We start from the raw sequence: 21,365 nt of genomic DNA on the forward strand, positions 1-21,365 counted from the left end.
ATCGCAGAGGGGACGCATGTCGGAGGCGGAGCAGTCGCGGGACACGGCGAAGGACCCCAGGCGGGACGCCGCCGCGGGGGCCGCGACCGACGGCGACCGAGGAGTGGTCCCGGCAGCGCGTGAGCCTGAGCGGGACGTACGGGACGCGGACGAGGACGCGCAGGTCAGCCGGGGTGCGCGAGACTCGGAGGACGGGCGCGGGAGCGATCCGGAGCCCAGGTCGGAACCGAAGCCGGGGCTTGACTCGGGGCCGGGCTCGGAGCCCGGGTCGGCGTCGGGGCCGGGATCGGCGCCCGAGTCGGCGTCGGGCCCCGAGGGCGCTAAGGGCCCTCAGGACGTGCCGTCTGACGGTGCTAAGGGCCCTCAGGACGTGCCGTCTGACGGTGCGACGGGTCCGGCGGGATCCGGCACCGGGACCGGAGCCGGCGGTGGTGGCGACGATGCCGCCCTGGCCGGGCGGCTGCGGGGGACCGAGCCGTCGACCGGGCGGGCCGGGTTCGGCGCCGGGGACGGCGACGGCGGGAGCGACCGCCGGTCGGCACCGGGCGCGGCCTCCGCGCGCGGCACCGGCGGAGACCGGATGCGCAAGGCCGCGGCCGGCGAAGGCCGGCTGCTCGCGGGCCGCTACCGCCTCGGCGCGGTCCTCGGGCGCGGCGGCATGGGCACGGTGTGGCGCGCGGTCGACGAGACCCTCGGCCGTACCGTCGCGGTCAAGGAACTCCGCTTCCCCACCAGCATCGACGACGACGAGAAGCGACGCCTCATCACCCGGACCCTGCGCGAGGCCAAGGCCATCGCCCGGATCCGCAACAACGGCGCCGTGACCGTGTACGACGTCGTCGACGAGGACGACCGTCCGTGGATCGTCATGGAACTCATCGAGGGCAAGTCCCTCGCGGACGCCGTGCGCGAGGACGGCACCCTCACGCCTCGGCGCGCCGCCGAGGTCGGCCTCGCCATCCTCGACGTGCTGCGCTCGGCCCACCGCGAGGGCATCCTGCACCGCGACGTGAAGCCGTCCAACGTGCTGATCGCCGAGGACGGCCGGGTCGTCCTCACCGACTTCGGCATCGCCCAGGTGGAGGGCGACCCCTCGATCACCTCCACCGGCATGCTCGTCGGCGCCCCCTCGTACATCTCCCCGGAGCGCGCCCGCGGCCACAAGCCCGGCCCCGCCGCGGACATGTGGTCGCTCGGCGGCCTGATCTACGCGGCGGTCGAGGGCAGCCCGCCGTACGACAAGGGTTCCGCCATCGCCACCCTCACGGCGGTGATGACCGAGCCGGTCGACCCGCCGAAGAACGCGGGACCCGAGCTGGAGAAGGTCATCTACGGCCTGCTCGCCAAGGATCCCGCCCAGCGGCTCGACGACGCCGGCGCGCGCGTGCTGCTGCGCGCCGTGCTCGACGCTCCCGCGGCGGCGCCCCAGGTCTCGCCCGAGGTCACCAGGGTCGTACCGCTGCCGCCCCGCCCCGAGGGGACTCCGGGGGCGCCGGTGGGACCGGCGGCACCCGCGGCCGGCCAGGACAGGACGACCGACGCCGCCGACCGGATGCGGGGCGCCCTGAAGTCCGTACGCAACGCGGCGGCCTCGGTGAAGCCCGAATCCACGCCGGTGGCGCACGGGAACGCACACGCGGGCGCGGGCTCCGCGCAGCAGCGGGGCACCGGCCGGCCGGCCCCGGCGCGCGCCCCGCTCACCGATGTCGTGCCGCGCCGCACGCTGGTGATCATCGCCGCCGTCGTGGTGCTCGCCCTGCTCGGGACGATCCTCGCGGTCTCTCTCGGCGGTGGCGACGAGGGCGACCAGGGCAAGGGCGACGGGGGCACCACCTCCTCGGCCGGTGCCTCGGCCGGCGGTGACGGCTCCGGCGGCGCCGGAGCGGACGGCGGCAAGGGACAGACCTCCGGCGGCCCCGGCCAGCAGGGCGGCGTGCAGCCGGGGGACAGCGGATCCAACGGTTCGACGGGCGCGAACGGCACCACCGGCGCCACGAACGGGGCCAACGGGACGAACGGCAACGGCGTCACGCCGTCCGGGAAGCCCGGCGGCGCGGGCGCGCAACTGCCCGCCGGCTACACCCTCGTCACCAGCGACCGCTTCCACTTCTCGATGGCGATGCCCTCGACCTTCCGGGTCCGCTCGATACCGGGCTACAGCGGTGGCGGGATATTCAGCGAGAGCGGCGGCTTCCCGCGCATCCAGGTCGACTTCAACGGCAGCCCGAAGGACGACGCGGCGAGCGCCTGGGAGCTGGGCAAGATCGGCGTCGCCGCCACCAGCAAGAACTACAAGCACTTCGGCATCAGGACCGTCTCGTACAAGGGCTACCCGACCGTCGCGGACTGGGAGTTCGAGCGGACCCAGCAGGGCATGACCGTCCATGTGCTCAACCGCGGCTTCAAGGTGGACGCCAAGCGCGGCTACTCCATCATGATCAGCTGCAAGGCGGACGAGTGGAACGGCGCGGAGTGCCGGACGCTGCGGGAGACGGCGTTCGCTACGTTCAGCCCCAAGGACTGACCGCCGGGCCGTATCGTGAGAGTTCGAGGACCGTACGAAGTCGAACAGAGCCGTTGACTGCACGGTGCCGGACCGAATGTGACCGACTCGCGTGACCCCGTACGACCCCGAGCGGTCGGCGGGGTCCGGGGGGCCACGGGGGACAGCGTGCGCGCGTGGGGAGGCGTCGTGGACGACTACGCGGGAAGGGTGCTGGCGGACCGCTACCGCCTGCCGCTGCCGCCGGTGGACGCGGACGCGGACGCGGACGTGTACGACCTGGCCGAGACACGGGCCTTCGACACCTACAGCGGTCAGGAGGTCCTGGTCCGCCAGGTGCCGCTGCCGGAGTTCGTCGACGCCGAGGTGCTCGACGGCGAGGGCGGTGCCGCAGGCTCGCACGGCAGTGCGGGGCGGGCCACTCGCCGCCCTGCCGAGCCCGTCGTACGCCGGGCGATAGAGGCGGCCCAGGCCGCCGCGCAGATCCCCGACCACCCCCTCCTCGACCAGGTCTTCGACGTCTTCGCGGAGGCCGGCTCGCTGTGGATAGTGAGCGAACGCATCGAGGCCCGCCCGCTGGCGGCGCTCCTCGCCGAGCGGCCCCTCAACCCCTACCGGGCCGCCGAGATCGGCGCCGACGTCCTCACCGCCCTGCGTGCCCTCCACGCCCACGGCTGGGTGCACCGCAACATCACCGCCCGGACCGTACTCGTCTGCGACGACGGCCGGGTGGTCCTCACGGGCCTCGCGGTCGGCGCGGCCGAGGAGGCCCTCTGCGGATACGCCCCGGTGCCGGACCCGGACGCGGAGCCGCCCGCCCCGGGGTGGGACTCGCCGACGGGGGAGGACGACGAGGACGAGGACGCCCCGGGGGACCGGGACGGCTACGGGGACGAGGACGGCTTCGGGGGGTACGGGGCCGAGGGGTACGGCTCCGACGGGCGGGGCGTCCAGGTGTACGGCGCCGAGGCCTACGGCTCCGACGGGCAGGGTGGCCAGGAGTACGGATCCGAGGAGTACGGCTCCGAGGTCTACGCCTCCGACCTGTACGAGGTGGAGGTCTACGAGGAGACCGACGAGCAGGTCCCCTACGGGGCGGCACCGGCCCCGGACCCTGATGTGGTCGGCCCGGACCCGTACGGGCAGGCGCGGACCCCGGACCCGGACCCGTACGCGGACGTGGAGGTCGACCCGGACCCCGCCCCCGGCACCGTCCCCGACGTGTACGGCGTCGACCCCTACGGGCGGGCCACCCCCGCTCCCCCCGCCGAGACACAGCCCGCCGCCGCGCCGCCCACCGCCGACGTGCGGGCCGCGCGGGCCGGGGCCATCGCCGCGTACCGGGCCGGGGCCCGTGCCGCCGCCCGGCTGGGCGAGACCGGGGCGCTCCCCGTCCAGCGGCCCGCGCCGTCCGACCCGCCCGAACTGCCCCCGCCCCCGCCGCCGACGGCCCAGGCGGTCGGCGCACCCGAGCCGCAGTGGTGGGCCCGGGTGGCGGACGACGACGAGGACGAGGACGACGGCGACGAGCCGCACGGGGACGGTGGTCCGCCGCCCGGCCGGCCGCCGCGCCTGATGCTGGCCGGCAGCTGGAGCGACGGCCCGCACAGCTCTCGGGACGGCTCGGGACCGATCTCCGCCGGTGGCGGTTCGGGGGGTACGGGAGGCGCGGGAGGTTCGGGCCCCGGCAGGGGCCCCGTGCTGCCCGGTTCCGGCCGCCCGGCCCTGCCCGCCGGGTACACGGCCGCGACCCCGGACCCCGCCCGGCTCCCGGTCCCGGCCGGCGCCCGCGAGGACGCGCCGGTCGCGATCCCCGCGCAGGCACACCGCGGTCCCACCACCCGGCTCGCCGCCGAGCGGGCCCGGCAGACCCGGATCGCGGTCGTCGGCGCCGTCACGGAGCGCTGGGCGCCCGAACAGGCCGGTCCCGTCCACGAGAACTGGCGGCTCGCCCCGCCGATCGGCCCCGCGACCGACCTGTGGGCGCTCGGCGCGCTCCTCTACCGGGCCGTCCAGGGGCACGCCCCGTACCCGGAGGACAGCGCGGCCGAGCTGGTCCAGCTGGTCTGCGCCGAGCCGCCCGCCTTCGCGGAGGAGTGCGGGCCGCTGCGCCCGGTCGTGGAGTCGCTGCTGCGTCAGGACCCCACCGAGCGGCCCGACTTCGAGGAGCTGCGCGGCTGGCTGCGTTCCCTGGTGCGCTCGGCGCCCGAGCCGGAGACGGGAGCCGGAGCCATACCGCTGCCGCCCTTCGACGAGGCACGGCTGCCGATCGTCCGTCGGCGCGGCGAGCTGGTGCGGCGTCGGCGCGGGGCGGCGGGGGCGGGCCGCCACCGCCACAAGCGCGGCAAGGACGTGCGCCCTCCGGCCCACCACGAGGACGCCCACGCGTACGAGGCCGACCACGGTCGGGGCGTCGATCACGAACCGGTCGGCCGCGGACGCGCCGAGCATGTACAGCCCGAATACCGCGAGGAGTTCCACGAGGAGATCCCGCAGCGCGCCCCCAGGGCCCCCCGTACCGGACGCTCGTCGTCCGCCGGGTCCGACGGCGCCTCGGGCTCGCCCCGGAACCTCGGCCGTACGCTCCTGATCCTGGTCTTCCTCCTGCTCGGCGGGGCCGTCGCGTACGCCGTCCTCTTCATGCCCGGTGACAAGGAGAAGCCCGCGGGACCGACCGCGCCCAGCACCGCGGGCCGGCCCCCGGCCACCGCCGGTCAGAGCCCCGGCTCCAACGGCACCACCGCGCCCACGGGCGGTCCTTCGGCGAAGCCGACCGCGCCGCGCACCACCCCGCCCCCCGCGGATCCTTCGGCGCCCGCGCCCGCCGCCGGATACGCCCTGCGGCAGGACCCGGAGGGCTTCCGCATCGGGGTGCCGAAGGGGTGGCGGCGCAGCGCCATCAACGACGCCGGTCAAGTGCGGTACACCGGCGGTGACTTCACGATGATCGTCGTGCCCGGCCGGGACGCCGTCCGGGAGAACGGCTCGGACCCGCTGGAGTACCAGAACTCCAGGGAACGCGAGCTGGACCCGTGGCGCACATCGAGCTGGTCGGGGGCGGAGAAGACCCGCCGGGTCGACATCGGCAGCACGGCGACGGCCACGGGGAGTTACTGGTGGCTGGACAGCACGGGCCGTCAGGTGTTCGTCCGCAACCTCGCGCTGCTCGACGGCGGTCGGTATCACGTCGTGCAGGTCATCGGCCCGCAGAGCGAGCGTGACAAGGTGTCGGAGATCTTCGACGAGGCCACGAAGGGGTTCCGGCCGGGACGCTGAACAGGCCGGGTCGTACACGGATCGCACACGGAGGGTACGCGCGACGGGCACACCGGGCACACGGAACGCACGCCTCACTCACGCCTCACTCACGCCTCACTCACGCCTCACTCACGTCTCACTCACGTCTCACGCACGCCCGGGGCGCACGCGACCCGCGCGTGACGCACGCGGGGCGCCGAAACGTCCACCGGCCCCCGGTCACAGTGCTGTTCCTATGGCAGCCCCGAGGTTCCGCCGCGCGTACCCCCCTCCGTAACCTGGCATCAGAAGGAACGGGCGGGGGCAAGTGGAACATTCTCAAAGCACAGGGTCCGGGCTGTTGCTCGCCGGTCGCTACCGGCTGGGCGAGTCCATCGGGCGCGGCGGCATGGGCAAGGTCTGGCGCGCGCACGACGAGGTGTTGCACCGCGTGGTGGCGGTGAAGGAGCTGACGGCCGGCCGGTTCGTGGCCGAGGCCGACCGGCTGGTGCTGCACGCCCGGACGCAGAAGGAGGCGCGGGCCGCCGCGCGGATCACGCACCCGGGCGTGGTGACCGTCCATGATGTCCTGGAGCACGACGACCGGCCGTGGATCGTGATGCAGTACGTCGACGGGCCCTCGCTCGCCGACGCCGCCAAGGAGTCCGGCACGATCGATCCCCACGAGGCGGCCAGGATCGGGCTGCACGTCCTCGGCGCGCTGCGTGCCGCGCACGCGGCCGGGGTGCTGCACCGGGACGTCAAGCCGGGCAACGTCCTGCTGGCGCGCGACGGCCGCGTCCTGATCACCGACTTCGGGATCGCGGCGATCGAAGGGGACGCGACGATCACTCGGACGGGTGAACTTGTCGGTTCCATCGACTATCTGGCGCCCGAGCGGGTGAGGGGCGGCGATCCCGGCCCGGCCTCCGACCTCTGGTCCCTCGGCGCCACCCTGTACACGGCGGTGGAGGGCACCTCGCCGTTCCGCCGCACGTCCCCCATCAGCACCATGCAGGCCGTGGTGGCCGAGGAACCGCCGTACCCGGAGAAGGCCGGCCCGCTGGCCTCCGTCATCGTGGCCCTGCTCCGCAAGGACCCCGACCAGCGACCGCAGGCGGACGAGGCCGGGCGGATGCTGCTCGACGCGATGGAGGGGCGCGCGCCGGAGGCCGCGCAGGCGTACGTGCCGACCCAGCGCGTGGCCAGGGAGGAGCTGGAGTCGGCGGGGGACGGACGGGGCTCCGTCCTCGGCCTGGTCGAACTGGGCGACGACGCCGACGTCGAAGGCGGCCGGGGTCACGAAGGCACCGGAGCGGGTACGGGTACGCGCGCAGGTACGGGTACGGGCACGGCGGATGCCACGGGCCCCTCGGGCACCTCCCGCCCGCCCACCCCGGCCCGCACGGCCCAATGGCCTCAGCCGCCTCACGGCCACCAGCCGTCCCAGGCCCACCAGCCCCCTCACCCGTACCAGCGGTCCCACCTCACCTCCCCGCCCACCCTGGCCCCCGCCCCCTCCGGCCGGGGCCGCTGGCGGACCGCCGTTCTCGCCGCCCTGCTCGCCGGGCTCGTCGCGGGCGGCGCCGTCTTCGCCGCGATGAACTACGTGGGCGGCGACGGAGGCGGCGGCGACGCCGGCCGGACCACGGCCGGCGGACCCGCCCCCTCCAAGCAGGGCCCCGGCACCGACATCCCGGTCGGCTGGCACCGCGTGGACGACCCGGAGGGCTTCAGCCTCCTCGTACCGGACGGCTGGAAGCGCCAGACCGAGGGCGACCAGATCGACTACACCCCGGACAACGGCAACCGCCGCATCCGGATCAGCATCGACCGGAAGCCCGACTTCGAGAATCCGTACATGCACGCCCTCGACCTGGAACGGGTCCTGGAGCGGCGGATGGACTACACCCGGATCAAGCTCGGCCAGGTCACCTACCGCGACCAGGTCCGTTCCTGTCAGTGGGAGTTCACCTGGACGGAGAAGAAGGACTTCCCGGGGCCCCGGCACGCGATCGACCTGATGTACTACGCGGACGACGGCACCGAGTACGCCCTGTACATGTCCTCGCCGGAGTCGAGCTGGGCGGAGACCCGGGAGCAGTTCGACATCGTCCTCCAGCACTGGCGGGCGCCGGGTGACTGACCGGCTCGGCCGGAGGCGCCGGATTTTCTCCGCGAAGGCCCTCCGGTGGCCGTAAGCCGCTGATCAGGCCTTATGTGCCAGTGATCGCTGGCGCAATGTGAGTACCCGGTGAAAACGCGTTACCGACGGGTACCCAAAGGGCGGAAGGCGGCCTACGCTCGGCCGTATGACGGACTCGCAGGCCCCCGCCGCCCCCTCGGTTCCCGACGCCCCCGCCGCGAAGGCCGGAGCCGCCCCCGCGGGGGCGACCAATCCGGTCGCGCCCGCGCCCGCCGGCGCGCGTACCGCCGCCGACGTCGTGACGCCCGAGGTGGTCGCCCGGCTCACCCGTGGTGTCGCCGGCTCCGGACGCACCGCCAACCACACCCCCTTCACCGGGGCGAAGCTGGCGGACCTGCCCGAGTCCACCCCCGAGGACGTCGCCGAGGCCTTCACGCGCGCGCGTGCGGCCCAGGAGGCCTGGGCCGCCACCCCGGTCAAGGCCCGCGCCGCGATCCTCCTCCGCTTCCACGACCTCGTCCTCCAGCGCCAGTCCGAGGTCCTCGACCTCATCCAGCTGGAGACGGGCAAGGCGCGCCTGCACGCCCACGAGGAGGTGCAGGCGGTGGCCGTCGCCGCCCGCCACTACGGCCGCAAGGCCCCCTCGTACCTGCGCCCCAAGCGCCACACCGGCGTCGTACCGACCCTCACCAAGGTCACCGAGCTGCGCCAGCCCCGCGGTGTCGTCGGCCAGATCGCACCCTGGAACTACCCCCTGGAGCTGTCCGTCGGCGACGCGCTCCCCGCCTTCGTCGCGGGCAACGCCGTCGTCATGAAGCCCGACACCGAGACCGCGCTCACCGCGCTGTGGGCCCGTGACCTGCTCATCGAGGCCGGGCTTCCCGCCGAGGTCTTCCAGGTCGTCATCGGCGAGGGCCCGGTCGTCGGCCCCGAGGTCGTCAAGCACGCGGACTACGTGTCCTTCACCGGCTCCACCCGCACCGGCCGCGAGGTCGCCCAGGGCGCCGCCGCCCGGCTCGTCGGCGTGACCCTGGAGCTCGGCGGCAAGAACGCGATGCTCGTCCTTGAGGACGCCGACATCGAGAAGGCCGCCGCCGGAGCCGTCCGCGCCTGCTTCTCCTCCGCCGGCCAGCTCTGCATCTCCATCGAGCGCCTCTACGTGCACGAGTCGATCGCCGACGCCTTCCTCGACCGCTTCGCCGCCCGCACCAAGGCCATGCGGCTCGGCCACTCCCTCGCGTACGGCGCGGACATGGGCTCCCTGGTCGGCGAGCGGCAGCTGGAGACGGTCACGAAGCACGTCGAGGAGGCCGTCGCCAAGGGCGCCACGCTCGTCGCGGGCGGCGTCGCCCGCCCCGACATCGGCCCGCTCTTCTTCGAGCCGACCATCCTCGACGGCGTCGAGGCCCCGATGGCCGTCTGCAACGAGGAGACCTTCGGCCCGGTCGTCTCGATCTACCGCTTCCGCGACGAGGACGAGGTCGTCGCCCTCGCCAACGGCACCCCGTACGGCCTGAACTCCTCCGTCTGGACGAAGGACTCGCGCCGGGGCCACTCCGTCGCGGCCCGGCTGCGCACCGGCACCGTCAACATCAACGAGGGATACGCCCCCGCCTACGGCAGCGTGCAGTCCCCGATGGGCGGCATGAAGGACTCCGGGCTCGGCCGCCGCCACGGCTCCGAGGGCATCCTCAAGTACACCGAGGCCCAGACCGTCGCCCAGCAGCGGCTGATCCCGCTGGCGCCCTCCTTCGGGATGGACGACGAGAAGTACGCCGCGTTCATGAGCGCGTCCCTGAAGGCGATGAAGGCCCTGCGCCTGCGCTGACCCGGGCTCCGCCCCGCCCCCTTTCGCCCTTTTCCGTACGAGGAGAGCCATGACCGCGCTACCCCCTACCCAGAATCAGGAGCGGGCCGAGGACGGCTCGTACGACGACGGCAAGGGCTCCGGGGACGGCTACGACTACGACGTCCTCGTCGTCGGCTCCGGCTTCGGCGGTTCGGTCACCGCCCTCCGCCTCACCGAGAAGGGCTACCGGGTCGGTGTCCTGGAGGCCGGCCGCCGCTTCACCCGCGCGACCCTGCCGAAGAACTCCTGGGACGTGAAGAACTTCCTGTGGGCCCCCGCCCTCGGTCTCTACGGCATCCAGCGCATCCACCTGCTCGGCAACGTCATGGTGCTCGCGGGCGCCGGCGTCGGCGGCGGCTCCCTCAACTACGCCAACACCCTCTACGTACCGCCGAAGCCGTTCTTCGACGACCCGCAGTGGAAGGACATCACGGACTGGCAGGAGGAGCTGCGGCCGTACTACGACCAGGCCCAGCGGATGCTCGGCGTCCGGATCAACCCGACGACCACCCCCTCCGACGTCCACCTCAAGGCCGCCGCCCAGGCGATGGGCATCGGCGACACCTTCCACATGGCCCCGGTCGGCGTCTTCTTCGGAGACGGCGCGGATGCCGACGGCAAGGCGAAGGCGAAGCCCGGCGGCGAGGTCGCCGACCCCTACTTCGGCGGCGCGGGCCCGTCCCGGCGCGCCTGCACCGAGTGCGGCGAGTGCATGACCGGCTGCCGCCACGGAGCCAAGAACACCCTCAACGAGAACTACCTCCACCTCGCCGAGAAGGCGGGCGCCACCGTCCACCCCATGACCACGGTCGTCACCGTCACCGAGGACTCGCGCGGCGGCTTCGCCGTGAAGACCCTCCCCACCGACCAGCGGCGGAAGGGAAAGGGGCGCACCTTCACCGCCCGCCGGGTGGTCGTCGCGGCCGGTACGTACGGCACCCAGACCCTGCTGCACCGGATGAAGGACAGCGGGCTGCTGCCCCGGATCTCGCAGCGCCTCGGCGAACTCACCCGCACCAACTCCGAGGGCCTGGTCGGCGCCCAGACCACCGACCGGCGCTACCGGAAGAAGCACGGCAAGGACAGGGCCGACTTCACCAAGGGCGTCGCCATCACCTCCTCGGTCCACCCCGACGCCAACACCCACATCGAGCCGGTGCGGTACGGCAGGGGCTCCAACTCCATGGGCAGCCTGACCGTCCTCCAGGTGCCCTACGGGGCCCACCGGGTGCGCAACTGGTTCCTCAACCTGCTCAGGCACCCCACGCTCGCCGCCCGTTCGCTCTCCAACCGGCACTGGTCGGAGCGGACCATCATCGGCCTGGTCATGCAGTCCCTCGACAACTCCCTGACGACCTACCGCAAGCCCGGCGGCCTCGGAAAGGGCCTGCTCACGGCCCGCCAGGGACACGGCGCGCCCAACCCGGTCCAGATCCCGGAGGCCACCCGGGCCGCCACCCTCCTCGCCGAGGAGATCAACGGCTTCCCCGGCTCCAACGTCGGCGAACTGATGGGCACCCCGCTCACCGCCCACTTCCTGGGCGGCTGCCCCATCGGAGCCGACGCCGGGTCCGGCGTCATCGACCCGTACCACCGGCTCTTCGGGCACCCCGGGATCTCCGTCGTCGACGGCGCGGCCGTCTCCGCCAACCTCGGCGTCAACCCGTCGCTGACGATCACGGCGCAGGCGGAGCGGGCGATGTCCTTCTGGCCGAACAAGGGCGACGAGGACACCCGGCCGCGCCAGGGCGAGGCGTACGTACGGCTCTCGGCGGTCGAACCGAAGTCCCCCGTGGTCCCGGCCGAGGCCTTCGGCGCCCTGCGGCTGCCCTTCCTCGGCATCCCGACGGTCCCGCCGAAGGCGGAGTGACCCGGCTCGCGGGACGGACGAAAAAGGTAAAGGGCGCTGCACCCCCCTCCGAGTGCAGCGCCCTTACCAGCTTTGGTGTTGCTGCATAGATGACCCGCGACCCACGGGGATGGTTGTAGCGGTTGCACAGGATCTCTGTGTGACGCGCGTCACGTGCGGGGCGGGGTGTGCGGAGGCGGCGGTGTACGGGTGCACGGGCAAGGGCCCCGTGGCGCGATTCCGGTCGCGGCACGGGGCCCTTGGGGGTCGGCACCGGTGTCAGGGCAGCGGCGGTGCCGAGCGGGGCGGCGCCGGGGGGTTGCGCCGCGTGGGGAGGGAGACAGGTGGGGGACGACTCGGTACGGGGTTCGGGGTCGTGCGCTGCTGGCGGTCGCGGGGGCCGCGACCGGATGAGCCGGTTGCGGCCGACCCCGAGCGTCCCCGGGATCGACCGCTCCTTCTGGGCGACCGGACTGCTGTCCCCTGCTGTCCGGTCACAAGCGCTGGTGCGAGGTCCCACGACGTACCAGAGGTACGCCACACGCCCCAGCGAAGCCACGCGTGGTTTCTTACTGGCCCGCCCCTGGCTGGCACGGACACCCGGACCAACGAAGCCGCCTCGGAGCCGGTCACGCGCCGTACGGGTGAGAGCGGGCCCGAACTCAGATGCGGGCAGCCACCCAGGCGCGTCCACGGCGCGTCCTCGGCGGCGTCCCGGGCGCGCCCGCGGTGCGTCCCGGCGGCGTCCCCGGCGCGACTCGCGTCAGGCGCGTCCCCGGTGTGAATCCCGTCAGATCTGCCCCCGGCACAGCTCCAGCATCGTCATCGCCAGGGCCGTGCCCGGCTTGCCCAGGGCGTCCCGGTAGTGGCCGAGGACCTCCATCTCGCGCGCCAGGTTCACCCGGCGGCCGCCGGAGGTGATCCGGGCCTCCTGGATGACGGCCGAGACGGCCATCCGCTCCTGGATCAGCCCGATGATCCGGTCGTCCAGCGCGTCGATCCGCTCACGGGCGCCCCCGATCAGCGTCGCCGCCTCGTCGGTGCGGGCGCCGGTCTTCTCGGGGGTGGCGGTGTTCGTCGTCATGGTCGTGCTCCTGGGGTGTCGGTCGGTTCCGGCGGTGCCGGACCGTGTCGGATGCCCCGGGGCGACCTGGCCCGGAACGACAGAACGCCCCGGGCTGTCAGCCCGGGGCGCCTGGGAAGTCGCTTGTCAGTTGCTCAAGCAGCACGACCATGGCAGCCGGTGGGCCGGTTGCCATAGGTAAAGACGTAGGTCGTGAGCTTGCGCATGCCGACAGTATGGACCCCGCGCCGGAGCGGGACCGAACCGGGTTCGGATGGTGAGACGAAAAGCGCCACCGGCGCGCCGGTAGAATCGACAAATAGCACCCCCCCTTCGGGGGACCCACCCTCCTACCGCCGGAAGGCCGCCGAAGTGTCATCAGCGACCCCCGCTGCCGCGCCCGACGTCACCAACCCGGACGTAGTCCTCGTTGTCGACTTCGGCGCCCAGTACGCCCAGCTCATCGCCCGCCGCGTCCGTGAGGCCCGGGTCTACAGCGAGATCGTCCCGTCCACCATGCCGGTGGCCGAGATGCTGGCCAAGAACCCGAAGGCGATCATCCTCTCCGGCGGCCCGTCCTCCGTGTACGCGGAGGGTGCCCCGCGCCTCGACCGCGCCCTCTTCGAGGCGGGCGTCCCCGTCTTCGGCATGTGCTACGGCTTCCAGCTGATGGCGACGACCCTCGGTGGCACCGTCGACAACACCGGCGCCCGCGAGTACGGCCGCACCGAGCTGCACGTCTCCAAGGCCGGTTCCACCCTCTTCGAGGGCACCCCGGTCGAGCAGTCCGTGTGGATGTCGCACGGCGACGCCTGCTCCGCCGCCCCCGAGGGCTTCTCCGTCACCGCGTCCACGGACGTCGTGCCGGTCGCCGCCTTCGAGAACGACGAGAAGAAGCTGTACGGCGTCCAGTACCACCCCGAGGTGCTGCACTCCACGCACGGCCAGCAGATCCTGGAGCACTTCCTCTACCGCGGCGCCGGCATCGAGCCCAGCTGGACCACGGGCAACGTGATCGAGGAGCAGGTCGCGGCCATCCGCGCCCAGGTCGGCGACAAGCGCGCGGTCTGCGGCCTCTCCGGCGGCGTCGACTCCGCCGTGGCCGCCGCGCTCGTCCAGAAGGCCATCGGCTCGCAGCTCACCTGCGTCTACGTCGACCACGGCCTGATGCGCAAGGGCGAGACCGAGCAGGTCGAGAAGGACTTCGTCGCCTCGACCGGCGTCAACCTGAAGGTCGTCGACGCCCAGGAGCGCTTCCTCACCGCCCTCGCCGGCGTCTCCGACCCGGAGACCAAGCGCAAGATCATCGGCCGTGAGTTCATCCGCGTCTTCGAGCAGGCGCAGCTGGAGATCCTCCAGGAGGACGGCCCCGAGGTCGCGTTCCTCGTGCAGGGCACCCTCTACCCGGACATCGTCGAGTCCGGCGGCGGCACCGGCACCGCCAACATCAAGTCCCACCACAACGTGGGCGGCCTCCCCGACGACATCGAGTTCGAGCTCGTCGAGCCGCTGCGGCAGCTCTTCAAGGACGAGGTCCGCATGGTCGGCCAGGAGCTCGGCCTGCCCGACGAGATCGTCCAGCGCCAGCCCTTCCCCGGCCCCGGCCTCGGCATCCGCATCGTCGGCGAGGTCACCAAGGAGCGCCTGGACCTGCTGCGCGAGGCCGACGCCATCGCCCGCGAGGAGCTCACCGCGGCCGGCCTCGACCGCGAGATCTGGCAGTGCCCGGTCGTCCTGCTCGCCGACGTCCGCTCCGTGGGCGTCCAGGGCGACGGCCGCACCTACGGCCACCCGATCGTCCTCCGTCCGGTCTCCTCCGAGGACGCCATGACGGCCGACTGGTCGCGCCTGCCGTACGACGTGCTGGCCAAGATCTCGACCCGCATCACCAACGAGGTCGCCGACGTCAACCGCGTCGTCCTCGACATCACCAGCAAGCCGCCGGGCACCATCGAGTGGGAGTAGTCGCTCCCGCTCCCTGAGCCGGCCGAAGCCGTCGCCCCGCACGACCGGGGGCGGCGGCTTCGTCGTTCGGTCCCGTCCGGGCTCTGGTGAGTTGACCGGCCGGGCGTTACCTTCCGGCGCATGAGCGTGATACCCGACCCCGTCCCCCTCGAACGGCTCCACTTCGCCATGCCGCCCGTCCACGCGACGGCCGAGGAGGAACGCACCCACCGCAAACAGCGGATCGCGGGCGCACTCCGGCTCTTCGGACGCTTCGGGTACGAGGAGGGCGTCTCGGGCCACATCAGCGCCCGCGACCCCGAGTACCCCGACTGCTACTGGGTGAACCCCTTCGGGGCGCCGTTCGAAGAGGTGACCGCGAGCGAGCTCATCCTCGTCAACGGCGACGGCCAGGTCCTCCGGGGCGGCCGGCACGTCAACCAGGCCGCGTTCACCGTCCACGCCCAGGTCCACCGGGCCCGCCCCGACACCGTCGCCGTCGCCCACACCCACTCCCTCCACGGGCGGGCCCTCGCCGCGCTCGGCGAACTCCTCGACCCGATCACCCAGGAGGCCTGCGCCTTCTACCAGGACCACGCCCTCTACGACGCCTACACCGGCGTCACCGTGGACGCCGAGGAAGGACGCCGCATCGCCGTCGCCCTCGGCACCTTCAAGGCGATCGTCCTCCGCAACCACGGGCTCCTCACCGTCGGCACCTCCGTCGACGCGGCCGCCTGGTGGTTCATCGCCATGGAACGCTGCGCCCAGGTCCAGCTGGCCGCCCGCGCGGCCGGCAAACCCGTCCTGATCGACCACCGCGAGGCCGTCGCCACCCGCGAACAGCTCGGCAGCGACCTCGTCGCCTGGATCAACTACCAGCCGCTCTGGCGCAGGATCAGCCGAGCGGAGCCCGAACTCCTGTCGTGACACCATCGCTTCACCCTTCTGTACGTCAATGAGATGGAGCGTCAATCACTCTCCGGCGGGGCGCACGCGGCACGTGCGGGAGCCGCCGGTGCGACACAATTCCGAGGAATCAACGGCTGGTTGACCATTCGGGGCGCACCGGCACGTGTCGTGAAGTGAGCTCGGGAAGTGGGCACCGTGGCGGTTCAAGAGGCGAGACAGTACGGCGAACACGCGACGGCCTGCGCCGGCTGCGCCCACTGCGGGCAGGCCGGCCACCGGCGCGCCGTCGCCGCCTTCCTCGCCCGGCGCGACGAACTCGCCGCCGGGCACGGCGTCCCCGCGGCCGTCGCCCACTCCCCGGTCGCCGCCCGCCAATGGGTCTCCGACGAGCTCGCCCAGTCCGCCCGCGCGGTCGCCGTGCACGGCCGCGAGGCCGGAGGAGCCTGGCTCGACCGGGTCCGCCGCGGCGGCCTCGGCGCCGTCTGGGGCGCCGTCCTCGCCCTCCTCCTCGGCCAGGCCCTCACCGCGATCCAGGCCGGCTGGACCGGAGCCCGCACGGCCGGCCTCTGCACCGCCGTGGTCCTCGCCCTCCTCCTCAGCGCCGCCGCCCACGCCCACCGGGCCCGCGGCGGTCTCCTCGCCCCCCTGGTCGGTGAGGACAACCGCCTCTCCACCACCCGCGCCGTCGCCGCCGCCTGGCTCCTGTTCCTCGGCTTCACCCTCCTCCTCCTGGTCTTCCTGTCACCGGGCGCACCCGCCTTCGCCCTGGCCCGCGGCGCGGGCCTGCTCACCGCCCTCGCCCTGGTGTCGGCCGTCACCGTGACCGCCCGCCTCGTCGTCTCCGCGGGGATCGTGGCCGGCCGCCTCCAGAAGGTGCGCGCCGACCGTCCCCGCGCCGCCGACCTGCTCTGCGACGACAGCGGCCGGGCCGCCCTCGCCGACGTCCAGTACCTCCTCGTCTCCGCCGCCGTCCTCGCCCTCACGGCCGTCGGCCTCGCCCAGGCCCCCGCCCGGCTCCCCGAGGTGCCCTGGTCCCTGGTCGTGCTCCTCGGCGTCTCGGCCGCGTGGCACCTCGCCGCCAAGCTCACCGAGGGCGTCCGTCCCACGATCCACTCCGTGGTCCGGTCCCGGGAGGCCGGCGACCTCGACGCCCCGATCCGCACGGGCGACGACATCGAGATCCGCGGCTGCGGCTTCGTCCCGCCCGGCGCGGGCGCCCCCGAACCGCTGACCCGCCTGGTCGTCCGCATCGGCCCCGTCCACGCCCATGTGCCGCTCGTCCCGGTCCCGGGCGGATTCGCCAACCCCACCGACGCGTCCCTGACCGTCCCCCTCCCGGCGGACGTGGAGCCTGGCCGCGTGGAGGTCTCGGTCGTGACGGCGGCGGGCCTGGAGACCAACCGGGTCGTGATCGAGGTCATGGACTGACGGGTGGGCTGAGGGGTGGGCCGACGTCGGCACCGAAGTGGCGTCGGGTTCGGAGCGACGGCGAGGGGCGATCGTCCCGTCCCTCGGTATCCCCTGAGCGGCTGTGCGGGGAGAATCGATCCGCGAACAGTCGTAGGGGGTGCGGAAAGGTGACCGACGATGACGGGACAGGCGGGCCGGGCGGGCCGGGAGTACGACCCGGACGGGTTCGGCAGCGGCGGAGGCAGCGGAGGCGGCGACCCCGTCAGCTCGGGTGAATCCGGTGGCGCGACCCGTGCCGGTGGGTTCGGTGGGCTCGGCGGGATCGACGGGTGGAAGGCGGTCGCCTCCCGGTACTCACTCCTCCCTCTCCGGCTCTTCCTCGGGATCACCTTCGTCTACGCCGGGCTCGACAAGCTCACCGACCCAGCCTTCTTCGCGGACTCCGGCAGCGGCTCCATCGGCGAGATGATGCGGGGCGTCCGGGACTCCTCGGCCCTCCCCGCCCTCGTCGACCTCGCCCTCAAGAACCCCACCGGATTCGGCTACGCCATCGCCTTCGGAGAGCTCGCCGTCGGGATCGGGACCCTGCTGGGTCTCTTCGCCCGCGTGGCGGCGCTCGGCGGCGTACTGATCTCGCTGAGCCTCTGGCTGACCGTGAGCTGGCAGGTGAACCCGTACTACCTCGGCAACGACCTCGCCTATCTGATGTCCTGGCTCCCGCTGCTGCTCGCCGGGGCTTCGGTGCTGTCGCTGGACCGGCTCCTGGCCGTACGACGCCGTATTCGATAGGCCACCCAGGTCGCGAGGCCGGCCACTCCCAGGCCGCCGCCCAGCGCGGGGAACACCGTGTACCACGGGGTTGTCCAGGCCCCGGCGGCGTCCCCGGCGTAGAGGGCGGCCAGCGCGAGGGCGGTGAGGCCGATGAGCAGCCGGCCGGGGCGAAACTCATGAAGCAGCACGGGTGACCTCCACCTGTCCGATGCCGACCTCAAGCGAGAGGTCCAGGGTGCCCGCCGGAGTGGTCCCGACAGGCGGTTGGATCGTGCGGGTCACATCGCGGCGGGGCGCGATGTCGATGTCGTTGGGGGGCTCGCCGGGCAGCTGCAGATCCCCGAGTCCCACCTCGGCGTGCAGCTTCACGACCGCGTCCTTCGGGACGATCACCTTCAGCTGCCCCGCGCCCACCCCGGCCGAGGCCGAGACGGTCGTTCCCGCAGGGAGCGGGAGCCTCGACAGATCGAGCGTGCCGACGCCGGTGCCGACCGCGTAGTGGGGCTGCACGGCGGTGACCGTCGTCGGGCTCCAGGTGTCACGCACCCAGTCCGTGCCGATCTCGGCCGGCAGCGCCGTGGCCAGGGCGAGCAGGCCCGCCGTGATCACGGTGTGGAAGATCGTGCCGAACCCGGTCCGGCCGAGGAAGCTGCTGACGACCAGGCCGAGGCCGAACACCGCGAGGGCGGCTGCCAGGCCGGTCTGCAGACTCGTGCCGAGCGGCTCGGTCTTCCAGGTCATCGCGGTGCCGACGACCGCCGCGACCATGGCGAGCAGATACACGAGACCACCGATGGACAGCGGACTCCGTCGCACCGACGGCTCCGGACGCCCGGGAGCCGCGGGGGCGGGCCCCCACTGGCTGCCGGGCTTCGGCACCTCGCCGTTCACCCGGCCGTCCTCGTCCAGGACGCCGTGCGGTCCCCAGAGGTAGCCGATGGCCACCTTGCCCGTCGACCCGTCCTTGACTATCGGGTCCTTCCACCAGGAAGGGAACTCGACCAGCGGCGGGGCCTTCGTCTCGGGCGGCGCCTCGGAGACCGCGAGCGCGGCGGCGGCCGACTCCACCCGGCCCTCGGGCTCCACCGCGCCGCCGGCCTGCCGGTGCCGTGACCACACCGCCGCCGCGCTCACCACGAACGACAAGAGGAGGGCGGAGCCCAGCATCGATCCGCTGTGCAGCATCGAGAGGAAGATCCCGCAGCCCACCAGCGCCATCAGCAGCGCGGCCAGCGAAGCCCCGGAGACCCGGCCGGTCAGCAGTCTGCGACCTTCGTTCTCCTCCTCGCCCGCGAGCGGGATCAGGAGCCAGGCGAAGCCGTAGAAAATCAGTCCGAGCCCGCCCGGCACCGCCAGCACACCGAGCGCGACCCGGAAGATCACCGGGTCGAGGTCGAAATACCGGCCGAGACCGCCGCAGACACCGCCCACGACCTTGCTGCCGCGCGAGCGCCGCAGGGGCGGGGCGGAATCGGCCTCCGCCGGCGGCGGGGCCTCGTGCTGCGAAGGCATCGAACTCGTCATGCCTCCATGGTGACCGCCCGTGACGTCCAGCGGCACCGGGATCGACCCTGGCCCGACCCTGATATTCGGAGGGCCGTTCTCCCCGAGGCGGTACCAGGGACGATCTCAGGGCCGACCCTGATGTCCCGGGCGGGCCGAACGTGTGACGATCGGTGCATGTCCGCAGCCGCTCGTGTCACCGACACCGACGAACCGCCCGTGCGCAAGCTCTACCGGAGCGCCGACGGGCGGTGGCTCGGCGGTGTCGCACGCGGCCTCGCCGGGCACCTGGGTCTGCCGGTCGTCTGGGTGCGGGTGGCGTTCCTGGTCCTCTCCTTCATGGACGGCCTCGGTCTCCTGGTCTACGCGGCCTTCTGGATCGTCGTCCCGCTCGGCGTGGGCGGCCGGGCGGCTCCGCGACCCGTCTTCGAGGTCACCCCGGACGGCCGGCGCAGACTGCGCAAGCCCGACCGGGGGCAGGTCTTCGCCCTCATAGCGCTCGCGATAGGCGGCGCGGTCCTCATCGGGAACATCAACGTCGACAACGAGTCCGGGCGGTACGTCTGGCCCGTCATCCTCATCGGCGCCGGTCTCGCGGTGGTCTGGCGCCAGTCGGACAACGCCCGGCGGGCCAGCTGGTCCGAGGGCGGGCGCCACAGCCGGGCCTTCCATCTCGCGCGGGGGCTCGTCGGTGTCGCCCTGGTCGGCACTGGCCTCGCCGTCTTCGTGGTGGTCCGGGGATCCGTCGCCCAGCTCGGGACGGCCCTCACCGCCGGCGTCGCGGTCCTCACGGGCATAGCCCTCCTCGCCGGCCCCTGGCTGGTGCGGATGTCCCAGGACCTCACCGAGGAGCGGACCATGCGCATCCGGGCCCAGGAGCGTGCCGAGGTCGCGGCCCACGTCCACGACTCGGTGCTGCACACCCTCACCCTGATCCAGCGCAACGCCGAGGACGCGGCCGAGGTGCGCCGCCTCGCCCGCGCCCAGGAGCGGGAGCTGCGGAACTGGCTCTACAAGCCCGAGGGCACCGGCAAGGACAAGGACGAGGAGCCCGAGACGGTCGCCGAGGCGGTGAAGAGAGCCGCCGCCGAGGTCGAGGACAAGCACGGAGTCCCGCTGGAGGTCGTCGTCGTGGGGGACTGCCCGCTCGACGACGGACTGGTCGCGCAGATGCAGGCCGCGCGCGAGGCGATGGTCAACGCCGCCAAGTACGGTGGCGAGGGCGGGGCCGTTCAGGTGTTCGCCGAGGTGGAGGGCCGCACGGTCTTCGTCTCGGTGCGGGACCGGGGGCCGGGTTTCGACCTGGACGCGGTGCCCGAGGACAGGATGGGCGTACGAGAATCGATCATCGGCCGAATGCAGCGCAACGGCGGCTCGGCCCGGCTGCGGTCCGTGCCGGGCGGGGGCACCGAAGTGGAGCTTGAGATGGAGAGGGCGGACGGATGAGCGACGAGACCGGGGCAGCGACCGGAGCTGACGATGCGGGGGCGGCGGGCACGGGCCGCCGGGTGCGGGTGGTGCTCGTCGACGACCACCGGATGTTCCGCACCGGCGTGCAGGCGGAGATCGGCCGGACCGAGGTGACCGGCGTCGAGGTGGTCGGCGAGGCCGCCGACGTCGACCAGGCGGTCACCGTCATCACGGCGACCCGCCCCGAGGTCGTGCTGCTCGACGTGCACCTGCCGGGCGGCGGCGGGGTCGAGGTGCTGCGCCGCTGCGCGAACCTGATGGGGGCGGCGGAAGACCCGGTCCGCTTCCTGGCGCTGTCGGTGTCGGACGCGGCGGAGGACGTGATCGGGGTGATCCGGGGCGGTGCCCGTGGCTATGTCACGAAGACCATCACCGGCACCGACCTGGTCGACTCGATCTTCCGGGTCCAGGAGGGCGACGCCGTGTTCTCGCCCCGGCTCGCCGGCTTCGTCCTGGACGCCTTCGCGTCGACGGACGCGCCGCCGGTGGACGAGGACATGGACCGGCTCACCCAGCGGGAGCGGGAGGTGCTGCGGCTGATCGCCCGGGGGTACGCGTACAAGGAGATCGCCAAGCAGCTCTACATCTCGGTGAAGACGGTCGAGTCGCATGTCTCGGCGGTGCTGCGGAAGCTCCAGCTCTCCAACCGCCACGAACTGACCCGCTGGGCCACCGCCCGCCGCCTGGTCTGAGCCCGCCACCCGGCCT

The 21,365-nt window shown here is 73.2% G+C and carries 13 protein-coding genes; 11 read left to right on the top strand and 2 right to left on the bottom strand.

Features of this window, described 5'->3' with window-relative positions:
• The first annotated feature begins 16 nt into the window (after positions 1-16).
• From V4Y03_RS20790 to V4Y03_RS20810, 5 genes are all read left to right on the top strand, one after another.
• Positions 17-2,524: a protein kinase domain-containing protein gene (locus V4Y03_RS20790; RefSeq protein ID WP_443079808.1), complete on the top strand. Its 2,508-nt coding sequence runs from the start codon at positions 17-19 to the stop codon at positions 2,522-2,524.
• A 168-nt stretch (positions 2,525-2,692) separates the two neighbouring features.
• On the top strand, positions 2,693-5,779 hold the full coding sequence (locus V4Y03_RS20795) for a protein kinase (RefSeq protein ID WP_332435871.1): 3,087 nt from the start codon (positions 2,693-2,695) through the stop codon (positions 5,777-5,779).
• A 289-nt stretch (positions 5,780-6,068) separates the two neighbouring features.
• Complete coding sequence (locus V4Y03_RS20800; protein ID WP_332435872.1) at positions 6,069-7,886, top strand: serine/threonine-protein kinase; 1,818 nt, start codon at positions 6,069-6,071, stop codon at positions 7,884-7,886.
• A 166-nt stretch (positions 7,887-8,052) separates the two neighbouring features.
• Positions 8,053-9,714, top strand: coding sequence for a succinic semialdehyde dehydrogenase (locus tag V4Y03_RS20805; protein WP_317876475.1), 1,662 nt, complete (start codon positions 8,053-8,055; stop codon positions 9,712-9,714).
• Positions 9,715-9,763: 49 nt separating this feature from the next.
• Positions 9,764-11,605 (top strand): GMC family oxidoreductase, encoded by a 1,842-nt coding sequence (locus V4Y03_RS20810; protein ID WP_332435873.1) that lies wholly within the window; start codon positions 9,764-9,766, stop codon positions 11,603-11,605.
• Between the two features lie 769 nt (positions 11,606-12,374).
• Here the strand turns inward: V4Y03_RS20810 and V4Y03_RS20815 are convergent.
• Positions 12,375-12,668 carry a chorismate mutase gene (locus V4Y03_RS20815; protein ID WP_317876477.1) on the bottom strand — a complete coding sequence of 98 codons (294 nt, stop codon included), beginning with the start codon at positions 12,666-12,668 and terminating at the stop codon, positions 12,375-12,377.
• A gap of 351 nt (positions 12,669-13,019) precedes the next feature.
• Here V4Y03_RS20815 and guaA point away from each other — a divergent pair, with 351 nt between their 5' ends.
• From guaA to V4Y03_RS20835, 4 genes are all read left to right on the top strand, one after another.
• Complete coding sequence (gene guaA / locus V4Y03_RS20820) at positions 13,020-14,612, top strand: glutamine-hydrolyzing GMP synthase (protein WP_317876478.1); 1,593 nt, start codon at positions 13,020-13,022, stop codon at positions 14,610-14,612.
• Positions 14,613-14,732: 120 nt separating this feature from the next.
• A complete protein-coding gene (locus tag V4Y03_RS20825; RefSeq protein ID WP_317876479.1) occupies positions 14,733-15,521 on the top strand; it encodes a class II aldolase/adducin family protein in 789 nt (262 codons plus the stop codon).
• A 177-nt stretch (positions 15,522-15,698) separates the two neighbouring features.
• Positions 15,699-16,931, top strand: coding sequence for a hypothetical protein (locus V4Y03_RS20830; protein ID WP_443079809.1), 1,233 nt, complete (start codon positions 15,699-15,701; stop codon positions 16,929-16,931).
• Positions 16,932-17,090: 159 nt separating this feature from the next.
• Positions 17,091-17,702, top strand: coding sequence for a DoxX family protein (locus V4Y03_RS20835; RefSeq protein WP_332435875.1), 612 nt, complete (start codon positions 17,091-17,093; stop codon positions 17,700-17,702).
• A 156-nt stretch (positions 17,703-17,858) separates the two neighbouring features.
• Here V4Y03_RS20835 and V4Y03_RS20840 read toward each other — a convergent pair whose 3' ends face one another.
• Positions 17,859-19,208 (bottom strand): PspC domain-containing protein, encoded by a 1,350-nt coding sequence (locus tag V4Y03_RS20840; RefSeq protein ID WP_332435876.1) that lies wholly within the window; start codon positions 19,206-19,208, stop codon positions 17,859-17,861.
• Between the two features lie 156 nt (positions 19,209-19,364).
• On the opposite strand from V4Y03_RS20840, the gene V4Y03_RS20845 reads away from it, so the two are divergent.
• Both V4Y03_RS20845 and V4Y03_RS20850 read left to right on the top strand, forming a co-directional pair.
• Positions 19,365-20,633: a PspC domain-containing protein gene (locus V4Y03_RS20845; RefSeq protein WP_317876828.1), complete on the top strand. Its 1,269-nt coding sequence runs from the start codon at positions 19,365-19,367 to the stop codon at positions 20,631-20,633.
• Complete coding sequence (locus V4Y03_RS20850) at positions 20,630-21,349, top strand: response regulator transcription factor (RefSeq protein WP_332435877.1); 720 nt, start codon at positions 20,630-20,632, stop codon at positions 21,347-21,349. Before V4Y03_RS20845 ends, V4Y03_RS20850 begins: the two co-directional genes overlap by 4 nt.
• Positions 21,350-21,365 lie beyond the last annotated feature (16 nt).

Origin of the sequence: Streptomyces sp. P9-A4, from assembly GCF_036634195.1 — a bacterium.
Taxonomy (GTDB): Bacteria; Actinomycetota; Actinomycetes; order Streptomycetales; family Streptomycetaceae; genus Streptomyces.

Bases quoted from the DNA above. Each gene is read 5' to 3' on its own strand.
- V4Y03_RS20790 (WP_443079808.1), top strand. From the start codon at position 17: ATGTCGGAGGCGGAGCAGTCGCGGGACACGGCGAAGGACCCCAGGCGG.
- V4Y03_RS20805 (WP_317876475.1), top strand. From the start codon at position 8,053: ATGACGGACTCGCAGGCCCCCGCCGCCCCCTCGGTTCCCGACGCCCCC.
- V4Y03_RS20810 (WP_332435873.1), top strand. From the start codon at position 9,764: ATGACCGCGCTACCCCCTACCCAGAATCAGGAGCGGGCCGAGGACGGC.
- V4Y03_RS20815 (WP_317876477.1), bottom strand. From the start codon at position 12,668: ATGACGACGAACACCGCCACCCCCGAGAAGACCGGCGCCCGCACCGAC.
- V4Y03_RS20825 (WP_317876479.1), top strand. From the start codon at position 14,733: ATGAGCGTGATACCCGACCCCGTCCCCCTCGAACGGCTCCACTTCGCC.
- V4Y03_RS20835 (WP_332435875.1), top strand. From the start codon at position 17,091: ATGACGGGACAGGCGGGCCGGGCGGGCCGGGAGTACGACCCGGACGGG.
- V4Y03_RS20840 (WP_332435876.1), bottom strand. From the start codon at position 19,208: ATGACGAGTTCGATGCCTTCGCAGCACGAGGCCCCGCCGCCGGCGGAG.
- V4Y03_RS20845 (WP_317876828.1), top strand. From the start codon at position 19,365: ATGTCCGCAGCCGCTCGTGTCACCGACACCGACGAACCGCCCGTGCGC.
- V4Y03_RS20850 (WP_332435877.1), top strand. From the start codon at position 20,630: ATGAGCGACGAGACCGGGGCAGCGACCGGAGCTGACGATGCGGGGGCG.